This window comes from Clostridium sulfidigenes (genome assembly GCF_000732635.1).
Classification (GTDB): Bacteria; Bacillota; Clostridia; order Clostridiales; family Clostridiaceae; genus Clostridium_J; species Clostridium_J sulfidigenes.
On sequence record NZ_JPMD01000038.1, the window covers coordinates 76,959 to 99,378 of the forward strand.

A 22,420-nucleotide genomic window follows, 5' to 3' on the forward strand; every position below is an offset into this window, starting at 1 on the left:
TTAAAATATAAACATTTATATTAGAGGGCAATATGTATCCTATTAAATTTTCAAATTTATATTATGAAAAAATTTGGGGAGGAAGAAAGCTAGAAGATTATAGAACAAATCTTCCTAAAGGAAACATAGGAGAAAGCTGGGAAATTGCCTGTCATAAAAATGGAATGAGTATTATTAGTAATGGAAAATATAAAGGAAAAGCACTTATTGAAATAATTAAGGAATATAAAAACTTAATTGTAGGAGATAAGATATATATAGATAAATTTACAGATAGGGATTTTCCACTACTTATAAAGATTATAAATTCTAATGAGAATCTATCTGTGCAGGTACATCCAAATGATAAGTATGCTCATAGAGTAGAAAATGATAATGGTAAGGTTGAGGCTTGGTATATTATAGATTGCGAAGAGGGAGCAGAAATAATTGTTGGTACAACAGGATGTACAAAGGAAGAGTTTAAAAGAAGTTGCACAGAGGGTACTGTGGAAGGTTGCATGAATAAAATAGCAGTTAAGCCTGGAGAATTATTTTTAATAGAACCTGGATTACTTCATTCCATAGGAAAAGGTATATTACTAGCAGAAATACAACAAAATAGTGATATTACTTATAGAGTTTACGATTATCACCGAGGAAGAGAACTTCATATTGACAAAGCATTGGATGTAGTTAATTTCAATGGTGGGACTAAGAGCTTATGTATAAACAATGATTTAGTAATACAAAATCATATGAACTCAGAAAAATTTAATATAGATATATACAATATAAAAGGAAGCTATAGTGAAACTAGTGATAAAGACAAGTTTTTTGTATTTACCTGTGTAGAAGGTAAAGGTAAAATTAGCTTTGTTGATGAAGGACTTAGAAAGTTTATTGATATATCTATTTTGGAAAGTTTTCTAATACCAGCATATTTAGGTGAATATATTTTAATAGGTGATATGAAGTTAATAAAAAGCCATGTATTTTAAAGCAAAATAGCCCTAGACTTATATAGAGAAAGCTATATGAGTCTAGGGCTATGTTAATGAAGAACTACTCATTATACCTTAATCTACTCAATAGACTTACTGGTAGTGAAGTTTCTACATTATCATCAAATTTCCTAGAAAGGTTAGCAGGTTGTGAAGTTGGACTGATAAGTGGTGCTAACTGACCTTGTTGAGAGTAAATTCCTCTGATAGCATCAAAGACTCCTCGCATATCCAGAATACCATAGCCCCAAAATTCATTGGGATAGACCTCATTGGGTCTTTTTCGAGTTCCTCTAATTAAAAAAGTTTTTATGCTTTCAGAAGATAATATAGGAATGTTTCCTTCAGTGATACTCCATTGATAAAAAAGAGCTATAGCACCAGCAAGCACTGCTGTGGCAGCACTAGAACCTGATATAGTAGCTGTAGTGTTATTTAATCCAGTAGTTAATACATTTATTCCTCCACAGGTTATTTCAGGTTTTATTTTATTATTTGAGGTAAATCCAACTCCAGAATTTGAACCTATAGTATTAGTATTTTGGTTATAAAATGCAGTGGTAACAGCTAAATTACTAGTAGAAGGTATAGTGAGAGTTGTAAAGTTGTCTGGATTTAATAGTGCTGTACCAGGTTTAGATAAAGGTCTTTGATCAATCCAAACATTAAATAAACCATTTACTATATAATCTCCATATAAACTTATATTCCATACACCTGGAGCAATGTTTGAAAAAGTTAAAAATATTAGCTGATTACCGGATACAATTTCAGGGAAATAGTAAACTATTCTAGTAGTAGTATTTTCATATAAAAAACTAAGGTTTGCACTTTGACCAATCTTTACAGGAATTCTGGGAATTACCTGTCCACTAGGAGAAGTTAAACCCAAAGACATTTTGTCTGGGTAGGCACACCATATTGCTATATTTAAATCACCTTGATCTGGATCTACTGAAAATTCCACAGATTGAGTTTCTCCAGTATTAGCTATATATCCAGAAGCATGAGTTTCAGAACCACCCTGATTACCTGTGCCTAAAGCAAAGGTCACTGTGGTAGAAAAAGAATAGTAATCAATGAGTTCCTCTAGAGCATTAGTGCCATCGTGAGCGCCTAGGTTGCTGCTAACAGGTAGAAATATAACCATAGGTCGTAGGTATATAGAACGTTGACGTAAAAGATAAACCATAGCTGTAGCTATATCTGTATTACGATAAACTGGAGTGCTAGGAGTAGATGGAGCTACTGTATCTTCTATCTCTTTTATAGGTCTTAGTTTAACAGATATAAAATCACAGTTTGGAGCTGCTCCCTTTATATCTCCATATCCTCTAGCACCGATTATACCTGCACATTTAGTTCCATGACCATTGGTATCTATCTGTGGAACTATAGAATAGGGATTACCACCTGATTTGCTTAGAGCAATAGCTTCATTTATTTGTTCTTGGGAATATACACTACCATAACCGATACCAGATGGTGCAAGTCCAGTGGCATCAGTTTGGTCCCAAATAGATAATATCCTAGAGGTATCGTCTTCTCTAGTAAACTCTGGATTTAAGTAATCTATACCAGTATCGATGGTGCCTACAATTACACCAGTTCCTGTTAAATCTATAGGATTATCTTCAGAGAATTGAACTATGTTAGAAGTTTCTAAGGGGGACAGTTGTGTAAGTATAAAGTCATTAGGTGGCTCAATTATATTAACAGTAGGTAAAGATACAATTAAGTTTTCATATCCAATTTCTACAAATATAACAGCCATATATGGGGTTAGGATTACAACACTAGCTTGAGGTATTTCAGCAATAGAAGCTACTATATTACCAGTATAGTAAATTATAAAGCTATTGTACTGTAAAGGGTTATCTAATTGTTGGGTTACTTCTCTTAAATCTTTTAGATTCATGAACTAATCCTCCTTATATATATCATCTATTCTTCTATATAATTCTATAGGCATTTTTATAGATGAATTAAGTGGTAAATAATTTTCATAGGAAGAGATATGGTCATTATAATTTCTAGGTAGACTAGATGATCTAAGATTTTCAAAGGAGCCTAGAAGATTTAGCATACCATAGCCCCATTGAGGGTTTGGATATATATCACCAGATCTTTTACTAGTTCCACGAGTTAAATAGGAAATAATAGAAGGACCATATATATTGGGATCATTACCAAGGACTATGCCCCATTCTAGGATAAGAAGTGCAGCACCACAAAGTACAGCTCCAGCTACAGAACCACCAGAAATTATATTGGTTTCATTATTTAGCCCTGTAGTTAATGCCGTAACACCACCAGTAGTTAAGTTAGGTTTAATTCTATTATCAGCAGTAAAGCCTCTACCAGATTCTACAGCTATAGTATTGTTATTTTGATCGTAGAAAGATGTGGTTATGGCTTTTCTAGCATTGGCAGGAGCTTGTAAAGTTGTGTATGGATTAGGATTAATTACTCTAGTGGTCAACTGTATAAGAGGTCTTTGGGGTAGCCACATATTATATTGACCATTAACTATATACTCTCCTTTGAGTCTCAGTTGCCAAAGTCCAGCTTTAGGATTTTGTATAGTTATATATACAGCCTCATTGCCAGTGGAAAATTCGGCACTGGTAAAGGCGATACTAATTACACTTTTTTCAAGGATAAGAGTGACTTGCTCAAACTTATAGGCTACTAGCTGAGGTTGAACAGGTTCCGCAATTTCACCATTAGGAGAAACTATAGATATAGATATTTTATCAGGTCTTTGAAGCCATAGCATAAGAACTAAGTTATCTTCATTTAGCCCTACAATAATTTCTATAATTTCTAAGGAGTTGGTCTTTAAAAATCTACCATAGCCATGGGTTAGACTAGCCCCTTGGTTACCAGTATTAGTAACAAATACAAGGCCTTTTCGTGATGAAAAGAAATCAATATCTTGTTCTATGGAAGATAAACCTTCGTGTCCACCCCAATTTGTTCCAGTAGATAATAAAACACTCATAGGTTGCAATAAATTTCTATCATTATAATTTATTACAAACCTTACACCTAAATAAATATCAATACCTTCAAAAATTGGAGTGCTTCTTCTATTGTTAATTCCAATTAATTTAAGATTACTGTTTTTTGCTTCCTTAAGCTTTACAATTATAAATTCACATTCAGGAGCGCTTCCGATTATACCATCTAGTCCTCTTGCACCGACTAAACCAGCCATATTTGTACCATGGCCTATTTCATCTCTTGAAGGGACTATATCATAGGGATTACCACCTTCAGCAGAAGCTTGGATAGCCCTATTTATATCATCACGACTATAAATTGTACCAAAAAAGGCTATATCATCATTAGTATTTGTATTACTTTCAATAGTTTGATCCCATATTGCCGCAATTCTTGTAGTTCCATCTGGATATTGAAATTGTGGATTCAAGTAATCTATACCAGTATCAATAATTGCAGCTATTGTGCCTTCTCCTGTAAGGTTTAAAAAAGTTTCTCCATGAAATTGTGTTATGTTAGCAGCATCTACTGGTTGGATAGCTGTAAGAGTATATGGAAAGCTAACATCTATAATTAGATTATCTGTTATTCCTGAATACTTGGTAATAAAGTCCATGTAATTACCAGCACGAACCACTACAATATAATCTATTTCAGAAACTTTAAAGGCACAGGCATAATCTATATCATTAAGGATGCTAACAAGATCCCTATCATATTGAACAAATAGGCTTATATAATCTTCACTAAGATAGGCTTCTTTACATGAATCAATTTGTCTAGATGTATTTAAATTATTCATCAATAAACTTACATCTCCTAAAACTTGCTTATCTATCTATATTATTCTAAAGGATATAAAGTAGTTACAATTAAAACAAAAACTCCTTGGTAAGGTTTAGTCTTCTAAATAAATCATAAGGGATATATGTTTCAATATTATCATTGCAATATCTAGAGAAGCTAATATTTCCTGAAGTTATAGGTGTTGCTAACAAATCTGGATGAGAGTAGATACCCCTAATAGCATCAAAGGTTCCACGGATATCAAGAATTCCATAACCCCAAAATTCATTAGGATATGCTTCATTAGGTCTCTTTTTTGTACCTCTAATTAGTAAGGATTTTATATTTTCAGAGGATAACATATTGAAATTACCATTTGTTACTCCCCATTGATAAATTAAGGATATTGCTCCAGCCAATACTGCAGTAGCGATGCTAGATCCGGATACAGTTGTAGTAGTATTATTAAGGGAGGTAGTTAATACATTTACACCACCACAAACTAGGTCAGGTTTAATTTTATTATTTGCTGTAAATCCAACTCCAGAATTTAAAGCTATAGCATTAGTATTTTGATTATAAAATCCAGTAGTAATAGCTAAGTTGCTAGTAGATGGAATTGTAAGAGTCGTGAAGTTGTCAGGATTTAAGAGTTCAGTTCCCGATTTAGATATAGGCTTTGGATAAATCCAAATATTATATAAGCCATTAACTATATAATCTCCATATAAGTTTAAAGTCCATATGCCAGGAGCAATATCAGGAAATTCCAAGTAAATTAATTCGTTACCAGATATGGTTTCAGGGAAGTAGTAAGTTAGAGTAGCAGTATTTTTTTCATACAAAAAATTAAGCACTGCTTTTTTTCCAAGTTTTACAGCAATCCTTGAAATTACTTGACCACTAGGGGAAGTTATGCCTAAAGAAATTTTATCGGGATAGGAACACCATATACCTAAGTGAAATTCTCCTTGATTTGGTGCTACGGAAAATTCAATAGAGGCAGTTTCTCCCGTGTTATTTATATAACCAGAGGCATGGGTTCCGGAATTACCTTGGTTACCAGTGCCTAAAGCAAAGGATACCTTATTACTAAAAGAATAGTAGTCTATAAGTTCTTCAATAACATTAGTACCATCATGAGAGCCTAGGTTACCACTAATGGGTATAAATATTACCATAGGAAGTTCATAGATATAATGCTGTTGTATAAGATAAAGTATAGCTGTAGCTATATCACAATTACGATAAACAGGAGTACCATCTTGGAAAGAATTCATAGCATCGCCTATTTTTCTCCAAGGCCTTAATTTTATACATATAAAATCACAGTTAGGAGCAGCACCTTTAACTTCACCATAACCTCTAGCACCAATTATACCTGCACATTGAGTACCATGACCATCAGTATCAATTTCAGGAACTATGGAATATGGATCACCACCTTCAGCTTTAAGTGAAATAGCTGCATTGATTTGTTCTTGCGAATATACAGTACCATAATTGATATTAGATGGACTAGGGCCGTCATTATTTGTTTGATCCCAAATAGATAATATCCTAGAGGACCCATCTTCTCTAATAAATTCTCTATTTAAATAGTCTATGCCTGTATCAATGGTACCAACAATGACGCCTGTACCAGTTAAATCCATGGGGATACCTTCAGAAAATGGAACTATATTAGAAGTCTGTAAAGGCGATATTTGAGAAAGCATGAAGTAATTATCTGGCTCAATTATATTGATATTAGGAATAGAAGTAATTAAGTTTTCATAGCCAATTTTTACAAATATAACTGCAATATATGGGCTTAAAAATATAACTGTAGCTTGGGAAATGGTGCTAATAGGAGTAATTATATCACCAGTATAATAAACAATATAGCTATTATATTGGGATGGATCATCTATTTGCTTAGTTATTTCTCTTAAATCTGACAGATTCATAAATTATTCCTCCATATCCATGGTATCATCTATTCTTCTATATAATTCTTTAGGCATATTTATAGAAAATATAGAAGGTAGATGGCTTTTTGTTTTAATATTACACTTATTGTAATTTCTAAAAAGTGAGGTTGTTCTAAGATTTTCAAAGGAACCTTGAAGATTTAGCATGCCATAACCCCATTCAGGATTTGGATATATGTCTCCAGCTCTTCTACTAGTTCCCCTAGTTAAATAAGAAATAATAGTAGGACCATACATATTGGGATCATTTCCTAGTATAATACCCCACTCAAGCATAAGCAGAGTAGCACCACATAACACTGCTCCAGCCGCGGAACTGCCAGAAACTACAGCATTTTCATTATTTAAACCAGTAGTTAATACCATGATACCTCCTGTAGCTAAGTTTGGTTTAATTCTATTATCGGCAGTATAACCTCGACCGGAATCTACAACTACTGTATTGTTATTTTGATTATAAAAGGCAGTAGTTATAGCTTTTTTAGCATTGCCAGGAATCTCTATTGTATTATAAGGTGTAGAGCTTATAATTCTAGTAGTTGGTTCTATTAAAGGTCTTTGGGGAAGCCATACATCATATTTACCATTAATTATAAAATCACCTTTAAGTCTTAATTGCCAAAGGCCTTCTTTAGGATTTTTAATTGCTATATATACAACTTGATTTCCAGTTGTAAATTCTGAACTTGAAAATAGAATACTAATTGTGCTATCTTCAACTACAGAAATAATCTCTTCAAATTCTGTTGCTACTAATTTAGGTTGTATAGGTTGTGAAACTTCTCCGCCAGGAGAAACTACAGATATAGATATTTTATCAGGTCTTTGAATCCAAAGCATGACAGATAGATTGTTTTCCTTTGGACCTACAATAAATTCTATAATATTCTGTGAATTACTTTTAAGGAACCTTCCCTCAGAATGGGTAGCATTAGCTCCTTGATTTCCAGAACAAGTTACAAAGATAAGACCTTTCCTAGAAGAAAAATAATCAATATCTTGCTCAATAGAGGTTAACCCTTCATGGCCACCCCAATTAGTTCCTGTAGATAATAATATACTTATTGGTATTAAGGAATTAGAATCTTTATAATTCATAACAAATAGCATTGCAAGGTATATATCAAGACCTTCGTAGATAGGTATGTTTTTTCTATCATTGACACCAATTAATTTAAGATTACTGGTTTTAGCTTCTTTAAGCTTTATAATAAGGAAATTACATTCAGGAGCACTACCGGTTACTCCATCTAAGCCCTTAGCCCCAACCAAACCTGCCATATTTGTACCGTGTCCTATAACATCTCTTGAAGGAACTATATCATAAGGATTTTCACCTTTATTAAAAGCTTCAATGGCTTTATTAATTTCTTCCCTAGTGTAAAAGGTACCGAAAAATGTTGCAGGATCATTATTTATTTTATTATTTTCAATGGTTTGATCCCATATACCGATAATTCTTGTGGTTCCATCATTATTTTGAAATTGAGGATTTAAATAGTCTATACCTGTGTCTATAATTGCAGCTACAGTATTTTTACCCTTAAGATTCAAGAAGGTGTCTCCATGGAAGGGGGCTATAGAAGAAGACTGTATTGGTTCTATAGATGACAAAGTGTAGGGATAGCTAACATCTACTCTAAATATTTCTCTGAATTCACCAACTAAATTATGATACTCTTGAGCTAGAACAGAAACATAGAATATTGTATCAGATATCTTGTAAGCATAAGCATAATCTACATCTTTGAGAATATTAACAAGATCTTTTGTAGACAAAACGAATAGAGTCACATACTCTTCACTTAGATAGGCATCTTTAAATGAACTTACATTATCCATAAAAAACTTACATCTCCAGAAAATGTTTATCTATTTATAGTATTCTATAGTTCTTAAAGTAGTTACAGTTAGTATACCTTATCACTATAACTTTTAATTGATTTATGGAGTTAAGAATAAGTGGTGGTATGACAAAAATTTATAAAGGTGCTATAATATCAAAGTAAGTTTATAGTATAAAGATATAAATTTAATATTAAAAATATGTAGAGTGCATATATTAAAAAATATACGAGGTGAAATAAATGAGTGGTGTAGCAGGAGAAGGTTGTGAAATATTAGTCCCTTTTAATGAGAGAAAGCCATTAGAAGAAATAGAAAGAAGTTTAATAAAAAAATATAGAAAATCAGTATGGTCTAAGTTTATTAAGGCTATTAGAGAGTACAACCTAGTAGAAGAAGGAGATAAGATAGCTGTTGGAATATCTGGGGGTAAGGATAGTATAATAATGGCTAAGTTATTTCAAGAGTTAAAACGTCATGGGCAAGTAAATTTTGAATTAGAATTTATTGCTATGGATCCAGGATATCATCCACAGATTAAAGAGCTTTTATTGGATAATTGTAATTATTTAAATATACCAATACATACCTTTGATTCAAAAATATTTGACATTATAGACGAGATAGCAAAGGATTATCCTTGTTATATGTGTGCTAGGATGAGAAGGGGTGCATTATATTCTGAAGCTGAAAGGCTTGGATGCAATAAGCTAGCATTAGGACATCACTTTAATGATGTCATTGAAACTACAATGCTTAATGTGCTTTATGGAGGAACTTTTAAAACTATGCTTCCCAAACTTAAAGCAACTAACTTTAAAGGATTAGAGCTTATACGTCCTCTTTATTATGTTGAGGAAAGCTACATAGAAAACTTTATACAAAGCAGTGGTATATGGCCTCTTAACTGTGCATGCATGGTAGCAGCAAAGAAGATTGGTAACAAGAGACATGAAATAAAGGATATGATAAAAGAAATGAAAAAGAATTTTAAAGATGTGGATAAGTCTATATTTAAGGCTGCTGAAAATGTAAATATGGATGCAATTTTAGGTTGGCAAAAGGATGGACAAAAACATTCTTTCTTAGAAGAATATGATGGAGAATTTTTAGATTAAAAATTAAGGTGATTAATTGATTTACTAAAAGATTACATAGTAATTACATGTGAGATAAATACTATATAAAAGGAAACCTCTTATTTTAGAATTACAATTCTAGAATAAGAGGTTTAATATTTTAACTTATAATTAGATTTCTATAAAAGTCCACCTATTGAAACAAATAGTGAAGCAAAAACTAAAGAAACAATTGTCATAAGTTTTATTAATATGTTGATTGATGGACCTGATGTATCCTTGAATGGATCTCCAACAGTATCTCCAACAACAGCAGCTTTATGAGCATCGCTACCTTTACCACCGTGAGTACCTTCTTCAATATATTTCTTAGCGTTATCCCATGCACCACCAGAGTTAGACATGAAGATAGCAAGCATAACTCCAGAAACAAGAGATCCTACTAAAAGTCCACCTAAAGCTTCAGTACCAAGTAAGATACCAATTACTAGTGGCATAGCTACAGCCATAACTCCAGGAAGCATCATTTCTTTTAATGCTGCAGCTGTTGAAATTTCAACGCATCTTTTATAATCAGGTTTTCCAGTACCTTCTAGAATTCCAGGAATGGTTTTAAATTGATTACGAACTTCAACAATCATTTTGTTAGCTGTTTTACCAACAGATTCCATTGTAAATGCTGAGAATAGGAATGGAAGCATACCTCCAACTAATAATCCAACAATTACTTTAGGATTTAAACAGTCTATAGTAGTTAATCCAACAGCTTGAGAGTAAGAAGCAAATAATGCTAATGCAGTAAGAGCTGCAGAACCAATAGCAAATCCTTTACCCATAGCAGCTGTAGTGTTACCAACAGAGTCTAATTTATCTGTAATCTTACGAACTGATGAATCAAGTCCTGACATTTCTGCAATACCACCAGCATTGTCAGCAATTGGACCATAAGCATCAACTGCTACAGTAATACCAGTAGTTGATAACATTCCAACAGCTGCAAGAGCAATACCGTATAATCCAGCGAATGAATAAGCAACTAGTATAGCAATAGCAATTAATATTATAGGTAGAGCTGTAGATTCCATTCCAACAGCAAGTCCAGATATTATTGTTGTTGCAGAACCAGTTTCAGATTGTTCAGCAATTTTCTTAACTGATCTATAATCACTTGAAGTGTATACTTCTGTTAACTTACCAATTAATAAACCAACTATAATTCCAGAAATTATTGCGAAGAATGGTAAGAAATCTCCAAAGAATTTTTTACTAAGTATAGCAGAAGATATAACAACTAATATACTAGCTAAGTAAGTTCCGCTATTTAAAGCTTTATGTGGATTTTGGCTTTTGCTATTATTTACAAGCACAATACCTATTATAGAACAGAAAATTCCTGCTGCAGATATTATAAGTGGGAAAATAGCTCCCTTTAATCCAAAAGCAACTACACCTAGTGTAATAGCAGATATGATAGAACCAACGTATGATTCAAATAAGTCTGCACCCATACCAGCAACATCACCAACGTTATCACCAACGTTATCAGCGATTACTGCCGGGTTACGTGGATCATCTTCAGGTATACCAGCTTCAACCTTACCAACAAGGTCAGCTCCAACATCAGCAGCCTTAGTATATATTCCACCACCAACACGTCCAAAAAGAGCTAGAGTAGAAGCTCCTAAACTAAATCCAGTAAGTACTTCTATATTATTTGTAAAAAAGTAAACTACACTTACTCCTAGTAGTCCAAGACCTACAACACACAGACCCATAACAGCTCCACCGGAGAATGCAATTGAAAGTGCTTTACTCATACCAGATGTTCTAGCGCCTTCAGCAGTTCTTACATTGGCTTTAGTAGCTGTATGCATACCAACATAACCTGCTAGAGTTGAGAATAATGCTCCAACTAAGAAGCAAACAGCTGTAACCCAGCTACCTATTCCTACACCAATTAATACAAAAATAATAGCACAGAAAATGATTAATACTTTGTACTCTGCCTTTAAGAAAGCAGTAGCACCTTCACTGATAGCTGAAGCGATTTCTTTCATTCTATCTGTACCTTCACTACTTTTATTAATTTTTGATAGTAGTAAAAAGGCAGAGATTAAAGCAAGCAATCCAGCAACTATACAAACATAGATAAGATTGTTCATAATAAAGTCCCCCTATATATTCTTATTTAATTTTATTTAACAATTGAAGTGAAGGGTTTAACCTATACCTCAATTGGATTTGTCCTATGTATTAACCTTGTATATGATACAAAAAATATTATGATATATCAAGCAGAAAAATTAGCCATTTTAAATTAAAATGGTAATTAATATATAAATTCATGTGAATAATGATCCTAGAGAGATAAGCTGAATTAATTAATATTTCATAATAAATATGTATTTAAATACAGTTTAAATCTTATTAGTACTAATAAATGTTATCATCATAATAATTTTATGTCAAATATAAGTTGAATTTTATTTAAATATCTTTGAATATATTAAAAGAAAATATAGAATTATTTCAATATACTAAATTGTGATACATTTTATATGTAGAAAGAAAGTATTAATGCCACCTTATAAATGTAAATAATGATTAACAATTATGGTTAATTTATATAAAAAGGACACCTTAAATTTTACTTAAGCTATCCTTTAGATTTTGCTAAATATGATATACTATTTTTGAATTATTTACTTACTTTACCAACTGGAGCTACATAGACTACAAACTCATTTTCGCCATCTAATCCAAGAAATTTATCTATAAGCTTTTGATCATAGGCTCCTACAGCACAAGTACCACAATCTATAGCTTGGCAAGCAAGATAAAGGTTTTGACATACATGACCTGCATCAAGTAGCATGACTTTATGGGCAGCATCTAGATATCTCCATTCGCCTCTATAGGGAATACAACTCCATATAAATGTTACGGCACTATCACCAACGAAGGTTTGTTCACAAGCTATATCAGAAAGTTGAGATGATAAAGAAGAATCTTCTAATATAAGAAGTAATTTATGGCTTAAGGGAAGGTATCTGTATAAGCCATTCTTAATGCCCTTAATGTGATTTATTACTAAGTATGTCTCAAAGGGATGACGAGCACCTCCAGAGGGTACGGTTCTTAGGGTTGCATAGTTATTAGCAGTAACTTTTTTTACACCTTGTGTACACCAAAGAAGAAAGGATAGCTCCTCTAAACTTAGATTATCATCAGTAAATTTACGATGACTTTCCCTTTGATTTATAATGTCTAAGATATTAGATCTAACAAAAATTTTATCTGTTACCTCAGGCAAGTCTATAGTTTTATCATTTTCATCATATGGTTTTTGTAAAGGTGGTTGAGGTAATTTTTTTTGTTGATCAGATAACTCATACTCCCCTTCATCCTCTTCTGTTGAAAAGCTAGATTTCATAAAGTTTCGCAGTTTCTCAATATTTTCCATAAAATACAACTCCTTAAAAAGTAAAATGTTCATAAATGAGCTTAGTTTACATTTATTCTTGATTCTAAGTTATTACTTAGAAAATTATAATATAAGAATAACCTTTATCCTATTATTTCATAATAACCTACAATTTTAAATAGATAATTTGTAAAATATGTGATTTAATAGTTAATAGGATATATGAAAAAATTTTCCTGTATAAATATTTATATAGGAAACTAGTTTAATATTTATAAATATAACTATTTAAATAGTTAAATAGTTAAATAGTTGTTCTGCCATGCGGGTTTGAGAAGATTAGGGGGAGAAAAGTGGAGTTAATATTAAAGGATATACAAAAAAGTTTTGAAAATAAAATAGTGTTAAAAGGAGCATCTTTTACCTTTGAAAAAGGAAAGATATATGGCCTATTAGGAAGAAATGGTGCAGGTAAAACTACTTTATTTAATTGTATAAGTGGAGAGCTAAGCAAAGATTCAGGGGAGGTCATCTTAGAGAATGGATTGGGTAATGAAGGAGAGTTAGATTATTCTAATATAGGATTTGTTTTTGCAGATCCAGTATTACCAGAGTTTTTAACAGGTTATGAGTTTGTTAAATTCTATATAGATATAAATAAGGATAAGATTATTGACATTAAGACCGTAGAGGAATATTTAAATATCATAAAAATATCTAAGGCTGATAGTCATAGATTAATTAAAACCTATTCTCACGGAATGAAGAACAAGCTCCAGATGTTATGCTTTTTAATAAGTAGACCGCCGGTAATTTTATTAGATGAACCATTAAGTTCTTTTGATGTAATTGTGGCACTAGAAATTAAAAATTTATTAAAGGAAATAAAGAGTGAGCATATAATTATATTTTCAACCCATATATTACAACTTGCCATGGATTTATGTGATGAAATAGTAGTTCTTAATCATGGAATATTAGAGCAAGTTCCAAGTGAACTTATAAGAAGTGGAAAGTTTGAGGAAAGCATAATGGAAATTTTAAAGGAGGACAATTATGATTAGAACTTTTACTAATACATACAAATTCTCCTTTGTACAAGGTGCAAATACATTCATATATTTCATCAAGAGGATTCCGCTAATAGGTAAAAAAGTTCCAGAGAGTTTTTACAGTAAAACAAAGGCTAAAATTACCCTTGGAATTATATTTGAAATAATGTCTTTTTTATTTGGCTTTATTAAAAAAGCTGTTTATATTGGTGTGATGATAGCACTTCCTGCTCTGTACTTCTCAAAGGAAAGCGGAAATTTACAGGAAGTAGCTCTTCAAATATTTTTTATTTTAAGCTTTATTCTAGGACCCATTATAAATACTACTTTTATGCCACGAGATGAAAAACCTTTCAACATGATAAGATTAATGAGGGTGGATGCTAAAAAGTACTTTATAAGTGAAATGGGTTATACCAGAATTCTAGCTTTTATACATTTTACTCCTGTGATGATAGTACTGTTTTCTCCAGTAAAGGGATTAATTTTGACCTTTGAGTTTATACTCATTAGATTCATATGGGAGTTTATACATTTATTTGTATTTAGTAGATTTAACAAGATGATATCAAATATGGATATATTTATTGGGACATTGGTAATTATTTGTCCTTTACTAGCCTATGTTCCTTTATTTTTTCATGTTAATATAGGACTTCATAGGTGGATATATGATTACAGGATTATTATACTATTATTTTTATTGTCAGTTTTATCTCTTAGATATATCTTTAAATACAAAAGATTTAAGGATATTGGTAAAATTATATGCACTAAGGATAATGTTTTAGAGAAACAAAAATTAGTAAAAGATGTTCAGTTTAAAGATGTAGAAATAAATGAGAAGAAGATAAAAGTAGAAGACTTGAATTCCAATATCTATGAAAATAAGCAAGGCTATGAATATCTTAATGCTATATTTTTCAAAAGGTACAAAAAACTTTTATCAAAGTCTTCAAAATATATAATTATAGGAAGTCTTATAGTAACAATGGTTGCCATTGGATTTATATTGTGGAAACCAAGTGGTAAGGTGGGGATTATAGATTTTTTCAAGAATAAAACTTCTAGTTGGATATTTGTAATGTACTTTTTATCTACTACAGAAAGAATTTGTAAGGCTATGTTTTTTAATTGTGATATAAGCTTACTTAGATATGGGTACTATAGACAAAGAGAAGCTATGTTTTCTAATTTTAAATCTAGGTTAAAAAGGGTGGTTGTCTTTAATATTCTTCCAGCTTTAGTAATTTGCTGTTGTATAATTTTCATACTAATAGCATCTGGAGACCCTAAGGCAATATTAGAATTAAGTTATTTATTTTTAAGTATAATAGCCTTGGCTTGCTTTTTTTCCATACATCATTTAGCCATATATTATATAATTCAGCCATATACTGCTAACTTAGAGGTTAAAAGTCCACTATTCAGGGGAATTAACACAGTAATGTATGTAGTTTGTTATATGTGTTCAGGAATTGATAGCTCTTCCTATATGTTTAGTTTAGGAGTAATCATATTCACTGTAATATATATGATTATAGCATTAATATTAGTTTATAAATTAGCACCTAAGACATTTAAACTTAAATAGATAACAAAAATTAAAAAACTTCTATGAATTTGTAAAAACTTAATGTATAATATATAGGCAACTCATAAACAAAGAAATATTTCATTATGATTATGATAAGCTCTTAGAAAATTGTACGGTTAATGCAAAAAATATTACATTATAAGCAAAGAGGAAGAATCCAAGGGGTTTTTCCTCTATATTTTTTCAAAAATATAAGAAGTGAGAGGTGAAAAACAATGACAATTAATAGAGAAGAGACTTTGAAGGAAGAAATGAAATTCAGTAGTACTAAGGAATGGATAGAAAAGCAACTTTTAAACACTGAGAAAAAGTGTGAAGAGTATGAAAAGAAAGTAGCAACTCTTAAAAAATCTTCAAGAGGGACTTTTAGTACAGAACTAATTTTAGCCCAAAACATTCAAGACTTCGCCAATAAAGATTTGCACAAGTATAGTGAAAGCAAAGATAATCCATACTTTGCAAGAATTAATTTCAAGGAAAAGATAAGAGATGTAGAAAGCTTTTATATTGGTAAGTTTGGACTTATAGATGAAGTTAACAACGAAGAGGTTGTCATTGATTGGAGAGCACCTCTTGCCAATTTATATTATAGTGGAACTTTTGGAGCAGCATCCTATACTGCCCCCATGGGAGAAATTCAAGGAGAACTATTATTAAAAAGAAAGTTTCAAGTTAAGGATGGAAAAATAGTAAATATTTTTGATGAGGGAGTAAATGAGTTAATAGTTCCAGTATCAGAAGATGGAGAAGAACTAGTAGATGAGTTTTTAAAGATAAATTTAGAAGAAAATATGAGTAAAAAGCTGAAGGATGTAGTAAATACCATTCAAAGGGAACAAAATGAAATTATTAGAGCCTATAAAAATAAGCCAATAATTATTCAAGGTTCAGCAGGGTCAGGAAAGACTACGGTAGCATTACATAGATTAGCCTACCTAGTGTATACCTATGGAGATGAAATGAATAATAGGAACATACTAGTAGTTGCGCCAAACCAGTTATTTTTAGACTATATTTCAGATATTTTACCAAACTTAGGAGTTAGTAATGTAAAACAGTCAACCTTTGAGGAACTTTGCAGTGCAATTTTAAACATTAAATATAAAATAATAACTAAGGATAAAAAGCTTGCACATATAATGGAATGTAAGGATGAGGAAGAAATTAAATACATTACTGCATCCAGCAAGATAAAAGGTACAATGACCTATAAAACCATTATGGATAGGTTTATAAAATATTTAGAAAGAAAGAGTTCTGAAGTAGAGGATATATTAGTAGATGAATACATTTTATTTTCAGCAAAGGAAATAAAAAGACTATATATAAAGGACTTAGAAAATTTACCTATTAACAAAAGAAAAGATGAAATAAATAAATACTTTAAAGGTAAGTTAAAAAACCGAATAGAAGAAATTAAAGAAAAGATAGAAAATATATACTTTTTTAAGATAAAAGATATAAAGGATAGAAAAGACATATCAGAGGAAGATAAGAGAAAAGAGATAATTAAAACCTATGATGAACGAGATGAGCTTATAGGAGGACTAAAAACTAAAGGTAGTAAAGCATTAAAGGAGTTCTTTGGTAATTGGAAGAAGATAAGTGTAGTAGATAGTTATATAAATCTATATAATGATGAAGAAGCATTTTCATCTGTAACAGATAATTGCTTACCTAAAAAGTTAGCTGACTATATGAGAGATGAAATAAATAATAATATTGCCACTAAAAATATAGACTGCGATGATTTAACGGCGTTGACATACTTACAATTGAAGTTAGAAGGGGTAGTGGGAGAGAATTATATTCATACTGTCATTGATGAAGCACAAGATTATAGTCTTATGCAATTTAATGTATTAAAAGAAATATCGAAGAATAACTCCATGACTATAGTTGGGGATTTAGGGCAAGGAATCTATAATTATAAAGGAATTAACTCATGGGAAAGCTTAATAGAAAAGGTATTTAGCGAAGATGCCACTTATATAACTTTATCCCAAAGCTATAGGTCTACAGTAGAAATAATAGAGTTTGCAAACAGGGTATTGGAAAAGCAAAAGTTAAATATAAAACCAGCTCTTCCTATATTAAGACATGGAGATGAACCTAGGGTTATTAATGCTAAAGAAGATGAAGAAATAAGAGTTATTGATTCTTTATTAGAAGAAATATATAGTAAGAATAAAAAAACTGTAGCTATAATTTGCAAAACCTATACTGAGTGCAAGGAATTACATAAAAGGCTTAAGAAGGAGTCCAAATATAAATGGGAACTGATAGAAGAGAGTCAAAGTAAATTAGATATAGATAATTTAATTATACCTAGCTATATGACCAAGGGGTTAGAGTTTGATGCAACCATTGTTTATAATTGTGATGAAGATATGTATAGGAATGAAGTCTTAGATAAAAAGTTGCTATATGTAGCTTTAACTAGAGCATTACATCTTCAATATGTAATGTATAAGGAATCACTTTCTTCTTTACTTGTATAGGTATAAGCCTAGTTGCAATAAGGAATAATAGGTTATAGTTTAAAATAGAAGTTATTGTACTATAATTTTAAAGATAATAGAAAAAAAAGTGCAAATTATGATATATTTAAGGTTGTGTAAGTCAAAATAATTAGATAATTTATTGATAATATGAATTATGTTTCGATAATGAAGGTATATGAATGCCATTATATTAAATTATTTGATAATAACCTAAATAAAATATAATAAGAGGAAGTGATTATAATGGGAGAAAATATAGGAAATACATCTTCAAATTTTATTAAAAGAATAGTGGTGGATGACTTACAGAGCAAGAAACATGACAATATAATTACTCGTTTTCCACCAGAACCAAATGGATATTTACATATAGGACATGCAAAATCTATAGTTTTAAACTTTGAGTTAGCAGATGAGTTTAATGGAAAGACAAACCTAAGATTTGACGATACAAATCCTACTAAAGAGGATACTGAATATGTTGAATCTATAAAAGAAGATATAAAATGGCTTGGATTTAACTGGGATGATTTATACTTTGCATCAGATTATTTTGAGGAAATGTATAATAGGGCAGTACTCTTAATTAAAAAAGGATTAGCTTTTGTATGTGATTTAACTCCTGATGAAATAAGAGAATATAGAGGTAGTTTAAAAGAACCAGGAAAAGAAAGTCCTTACAGAAATAGAACCGTTGAAGAAAACTTAGACTTGTTTGATCGTATGAGAAAAGGTGAGTTTAAGGATGGTGAGAAGGTTTTAAGAGCTAAAATTGATATGAGCTCTCCAAATATAAATATGAGGGATCCTATAATATATCGTATATCTCATACAGAACATCATAATACAGGAGATAAATGGTGTGTATATCCAATGTATGATTTTGCACATCCCCTAGAAGATGCTATTGAAGGCATAACTCACTCAATTTGTACTTTAGAATTTGAGGATCATAGACCACTTTATGATTGGGTAGTAGAAGCGTGTGAAATGAAAAGTACTCCGAGACAAATAGAATTTGCAAGATTAAATATTACTAATACAGTAATGAGTAAAAGAAAACTTAAAGCTTTAGTAGATGAAGGTATTGCTGATGGATGGGATGATCCAAGAATGCCAACTATAGCTGGATTAAGAAGACGTGGTTATACTCCTGAGTCTATAAGAAACTTCTGTAGAGAAATAGGGGTAGCAAAAAATGATAGTACTGTAGATGAACAATTATTAGAACATTTTATTAGAGAAGACTTAAGTACTAAAGCACCAAGAACCATGGGGATTATCAGACCTTTAAAGGTGGTTATAACTAACTACCCTGAAGGTAAAGTTGAAATGTTAGAGATTGAAAATAATCAAGATGACCCATCCATGGGAAAAAGAATGGTACAATTTTCTAGAGAAATATATATTGAAGAAGAAGATTTTATGGAAGAGCCACCTAAAAAATACTTCAGACTATTTCCGGGAAATGAAGTTAGACTTAAGGGAGCATACTTTATAAAGTGTAATGATTTTATAAAAGATGAATCTGGAAAAGTTGTTGAGATTCATTGTACTTATGACAAGGAAACTAAAAGTGGAACAGGATTTACAGGTAGAAAAGTTAAGGGTACAATACATTGGGTAGATGCTAGCTCTGCTATACCAACAGAATTCAGACTATATGAGCCTTTAATAAAAGATGAAGAAATTGATGAAAACAAAACTTTCCTAGAATGTGTTAATCCAAACTCTTTAGAAGTATTACAAGGGTATGTTGAAGATAATATGAAGGGTGTAAAACCAGGTGAAAGCTTCCAATTCTTTAGACATGGATATTTTAATGTGGATTCTAAATATTCTACAGAGAATAAACCTGTATTTAACAGAATAGTATCTTTAAAAAGTTCTTTTAAAATAAAATAAAATAAAAACACTACCTCTTAATTTTAAAATTAAGAGGTAGTATTTTTTATAAAGTCTAATGTTATATACATAAGCTGTTTATATATGAATTATCTGTTACTTTTTAGGAGTTAATATAAACTTTAAGAGAATAAAGGCGTTAATAATAATATATGGACAAGTATAAAAACTGTATATAAGAATAAAGGAGGAAGTATGAAAAAGATATTAACTGGTTTACTAGGCATGTTTTTAGTATTTGCTGTTATGAACACAACTGCTTTTGCAGATACTAAAGAGATGAGAGGCGCATGGATTAGCACTGTTTGGAACCTTGATTGGCCAACTGTTGGTTCTAGAAATAATCAGGCTCAACAAAAACAAGAGTTTATAACACTATTGGACAAGCTACAAGCAACAGGATTAAATAGTGTTATAGTACAAGTAAGACCTAAGGGAGACGCTTTGTATAATTCTAGTCTTAATCCTTGGTCTGACATACTTACTGGAACTCAAGGCAAGAATCCAGGATATGACCCATTGGCATTTATGATTGAAGAAACTCATAAAAGAGGAATGGAGTTTCATGCTTGGTTTAATCCCTATAGAATAACGACTTCTGGTACAGACGTAAATGCATTGGCATCAAATAATATGGCTAGGAAGAACCCTAGTTGGGCTATAGCTTATAATAAAGCATTATATTATGATCCAGGCAATCCACAGGTGGTAAATTATTTAGTGGAAACTGTAGCTGAAGTAGTGAAAAATTACAAGGTAGATGGAATTCATTTTGATGATTATTTTTATCCAAGTAAATCTTTTAATGATGATACTAGCTACAGTAAGTATGGTAATGGAATTAATAAAGATGACTGGAGACGTGCTAATGTCAATGCATTAATTCAGAAGGTATATACTAAAATTAATAGTATAGACTCATCAGTATCCTTTGGAGTAAGTCCAAGAGGAATATGGAAAAATGCATCTAGTGATCCAGCTGGTTCAGCTACACATGGTGGACAAAGCTACTATGACATATATTGTGATTCTGTAGCATGGATAAAGAATGGATGGGTTGACTATATAAATCCTCAGATATATTGGACTTTTGAAAATAGTGCAGCTCCCTATGGAACCCTTGTAGATTGGTGGGCAAAGCAAGTTAAAGGAACTAATGTTAAACTTTATATTGGACATGATGTTTCTAAAACTGAGGTAGCTAATCAAATAGAAAAACAAGTAAATTATAGTAGAGCTAATTCAGAAGTAGATGGAAATATATATTTTAGAGCAAAATTTATATCTGAAAATAGTACACTTCAATCAAAATTAAAACAGTTAAATAAAGTTACACATAAACAACTTAAGGGTTTAAATAGATATGAAACATCAGTAAAGGTAAGTAAAGAAGGTTGGAGTAGCGCAAATACTGTGCTATTAGTAAATGGTTATGCAAATGCTGATGGTCTTGTAGCAACTCCATTAGCATCGGCTTATGGAGCTCCAATACTTTTATCAAGTGCTGACACTTTACCTGAAAGTACAAAAACTGAATTAAAAAGACTAAATCCATCTAAAGTAATACTTATAGGTGGGAAAACAGTTCTTTCAGATAGTTTAAAAAAACAGTTACAAGAAATCAAGCCTGATTTGGAGGTTAACAGAATAGGAGGGGATACTAGATTTGATACTTCACTTTTAGTAGCTAAAAAACTAGATACCATTGTAGATGCGAATAAATCTTATGTATGCTATGGGTTTGGAGAAGCAGATGCCCTATCTATAGCAGCAAAGGCTGGAGAGGATAAGTCTCCTATAATTTTAGCTAAAAAAGATGCTATACCTAAGGGTACTTTAGATTGGCTAAGAGGTGAAAGTCTTCAAACTGCATACTTTATTGGGGGAACAACTAATATAACTAAATCTGTAATATCACAGATGAACTCTATAACATCTTCAGATGTAAGTGGAAATAGAGTTGCAGGTATTAATAGATATGATACAAATGCAGCTGTAATTAAAAAGTTTTATACTAACTCAGTTCAATCTGGTATTAGTGTTGCTAAGGGATTAGTATTAGCAGATGCATTAACATCTGGTCCATTAGCAGCAAAATTAAAGACACCTATAGTGCTTGTAAACACTGAACTAAGTAACAATCAAAAACAGGTTTTAAGCACAAAACAGGCATCCTTAGTATACGAGATAGGAGGAGGCATAAATCCTTCTACAGTGCAAGATGTTATAAATAGAGTAAGGTAATTTGAAATATTATTAAAATTAA

The 22,420-nt window shown here is 31.3% G+C and carries 13 protein-coding genes; 7 read left to right on the forward strand and 6 right to left on the reverse strand.

Features of this window, described 5'->3' with window-relative positions; genetic code table 11:
• Window positions 1–32: 32 nt before the first annotated feature.
• Window positions 33–980, forward strand: a complete 948-nt coding sequence (locus tag IO99_RS14765) for a type I phosphomannose isomerase catalytic subunit (RefSeq protein WP_035134778.1) — start codon at window positions 33–35, stop codon at window positions 978–980.
• Window positions 981–1,044: 64 nt separating this feature from the next.
• On the opposite strand, the gene IO99_RS14770 is transcribed toward IO99_RS14765, so the two are convergent.
• The 4 genes from IO99_RS14770 to IO99_RS14785 form a co-directional block, all read right to left on the reverse strand.
• Window positions 1,045–2,901 (reverse strand): S8 family peptidase, encoded by a 1,857-nt coding sequence (locus tag IO99_RS14770; RefSeq protein WP_051824172.1) that lies wholly within the window; start codon window positions 2,899–2,901, stop codon window positions 1,045–1,047.
• Window positions 2,902–2,904: 3 nt separating this feature from the next.
• Entirely contained in the window at window positions 2,905–4,791 is a 1,887-nt protein-coding gene (locus tag IO99_RS14775; protein ID WP_051824173.1) for a S8 family peptidase, read from the reverse strand.
• Window positions 4,792–4,861: 70 nt separating this feature from the next.
• The gene (locus tag IO99_RS14780; protein WP_051824174.1) at window positions 4,862–6,724 is read right to left on the reverse strand and encodes a S8 family peptidase; all 1,863 of its coding nucleotides are present in this window, start codon (window positions 6,722–6,724) and stop codon (window positions 4,862–4,864) included.
• A 3-nt stretch (window positions 6,725–6,727) separates the two neighbouring features.
• The gene (locus tag IO99_RS14785; protein ID WP_051824176.1) at window positions 6,728–8,590 is read right to left on the reverse strand and encodes a S8 family peptidase; all 1,863 of its coding nucleotides are present in this window, start codon (window positions 8,588–8,590) and stop codon (window positions 6,728–6,730) included.
• Between the two features lie 245 nt (window positions 8,591–8,835).
• On the opposite strand from IO99_RS14785, the gene IO99_RS14790 reads away from it, so the two are divergent.
• Window positions 8,836–9,711 carry a tRNA 2-thiocytidine biosynthesis TtcA family protein gene (locus IO99_RS14790; protein WP_035134780.1) on the forward strand — a complete coding sequence of 292 codons (876 nt, stop codon included), beginning with the start codon at window positions 8,836–8,838 and terminating at the stop codon, window positions 9,709–9,711.
• 140 nt (window positions 9,712–9,851) lie between these two features.
• Here IO99_RS14790 and IO99_RS14795 read toward each other — a convergent pair whose 3' ends face one another.
• Window positions 9,852–11,834: a sodium-translocating pyrophosphatase gene (locus IO99_RS14795; protein ID WP_035134782.1), complete on the reverse strand. Its 1,983-nt coding sequence runs from the start codon at window positions 11,832–11,834 to the stop codon at window positions 9,852–9,854.
• A gap of 536 nt (window positions 11,835–12,370) precedes the next feature.
• Window positions 12,371–13,135: a SagB/ThcOx family dehydrogenase gene (locus tag IO99_RS14800; RefSeq protein ID WP_035134785.1), complete on the reverse strand. Its 765-nt coding sequence runs from the start codon at window positions 13,133–13,135 to the stop codon at window positions 12,371–12,373.
• Window positions 13,136–13,449: 314 nt separating this feature from the next.
• On the opposite strand from IO99_RS14800, the gene IO99_RS14805 reads away from it, so the two are divergent.
• The 5 genes from IO99_RS14805 to IO99_RS14825 all read left to right on the forward strand — a co-directional run bounded on the left by IO99_RS14805 (window position 13,450) and on the right by IO99_RS14825 (window position 22,398).
• Entirely contained in the window at window positions 13,450–14,160 is a 711-nt protein-coding gene (locus IO99_RS14805) for an ABC transporter ATP-binding protein (protein ID WP_035134787.1), read from the forward strand.
• Window positions 14,153–15,742 carry a hypothetical protein gene (locus tag IO99_RS14810; protein WP_035134789.1) on the forward strand — a complete coding sequence of 530 codons (1,590 nt, stop codon included), beginning with the start codon at window positions 14,153–14,155 and terminating at the stop codon, window positions 15,740–15,742. The genes IO99_RS14805 and IO99_RS14810 overlap by 8 nt, the downstream gene beginning before the upstream one ends.
• 218 nt (window positions 15,743–15,960) lie before the next feature.
• A complete protein-coding gene (helD, locus tag IO99_RS14815) occupies window positions 15,961–18,246 on the forward strand; it encodes an RNA polymerase recycling motor HelD (protein WP_035134791.1) in 2,286 nt (761 codons plus the stop codon).
• A gap of 246 nt (window positions 18,247–18,492) precedes the next feature.
• Window positions 18,493–20,154, forward strand: a complete 1,662-nt coding sequence (locus tag IO99_RS14820; RefSeq protein WP_035134793.1) for a glutamine--tRNA ligase/YqeY domain fusion protein — start codon at window positions 18,493–18,495, stop codon at window positions 20,152–20,154.
• A gap of 195 nt (window positions 20,155–20,349) precedes the next feature.
• Window positions 20,350–22,398, forward strand: a complete 2,049-nt coding sequence (locus tag IO99_RS14825; protein ID WP_035134795.1) for a family 10 glycosylhydrolase — start codon at window positions 20,350–20,352, stop codon at window positions 22,396–22,398.
• Window positions 22,399–22,420: the final 22 nt, after the last annotated feature.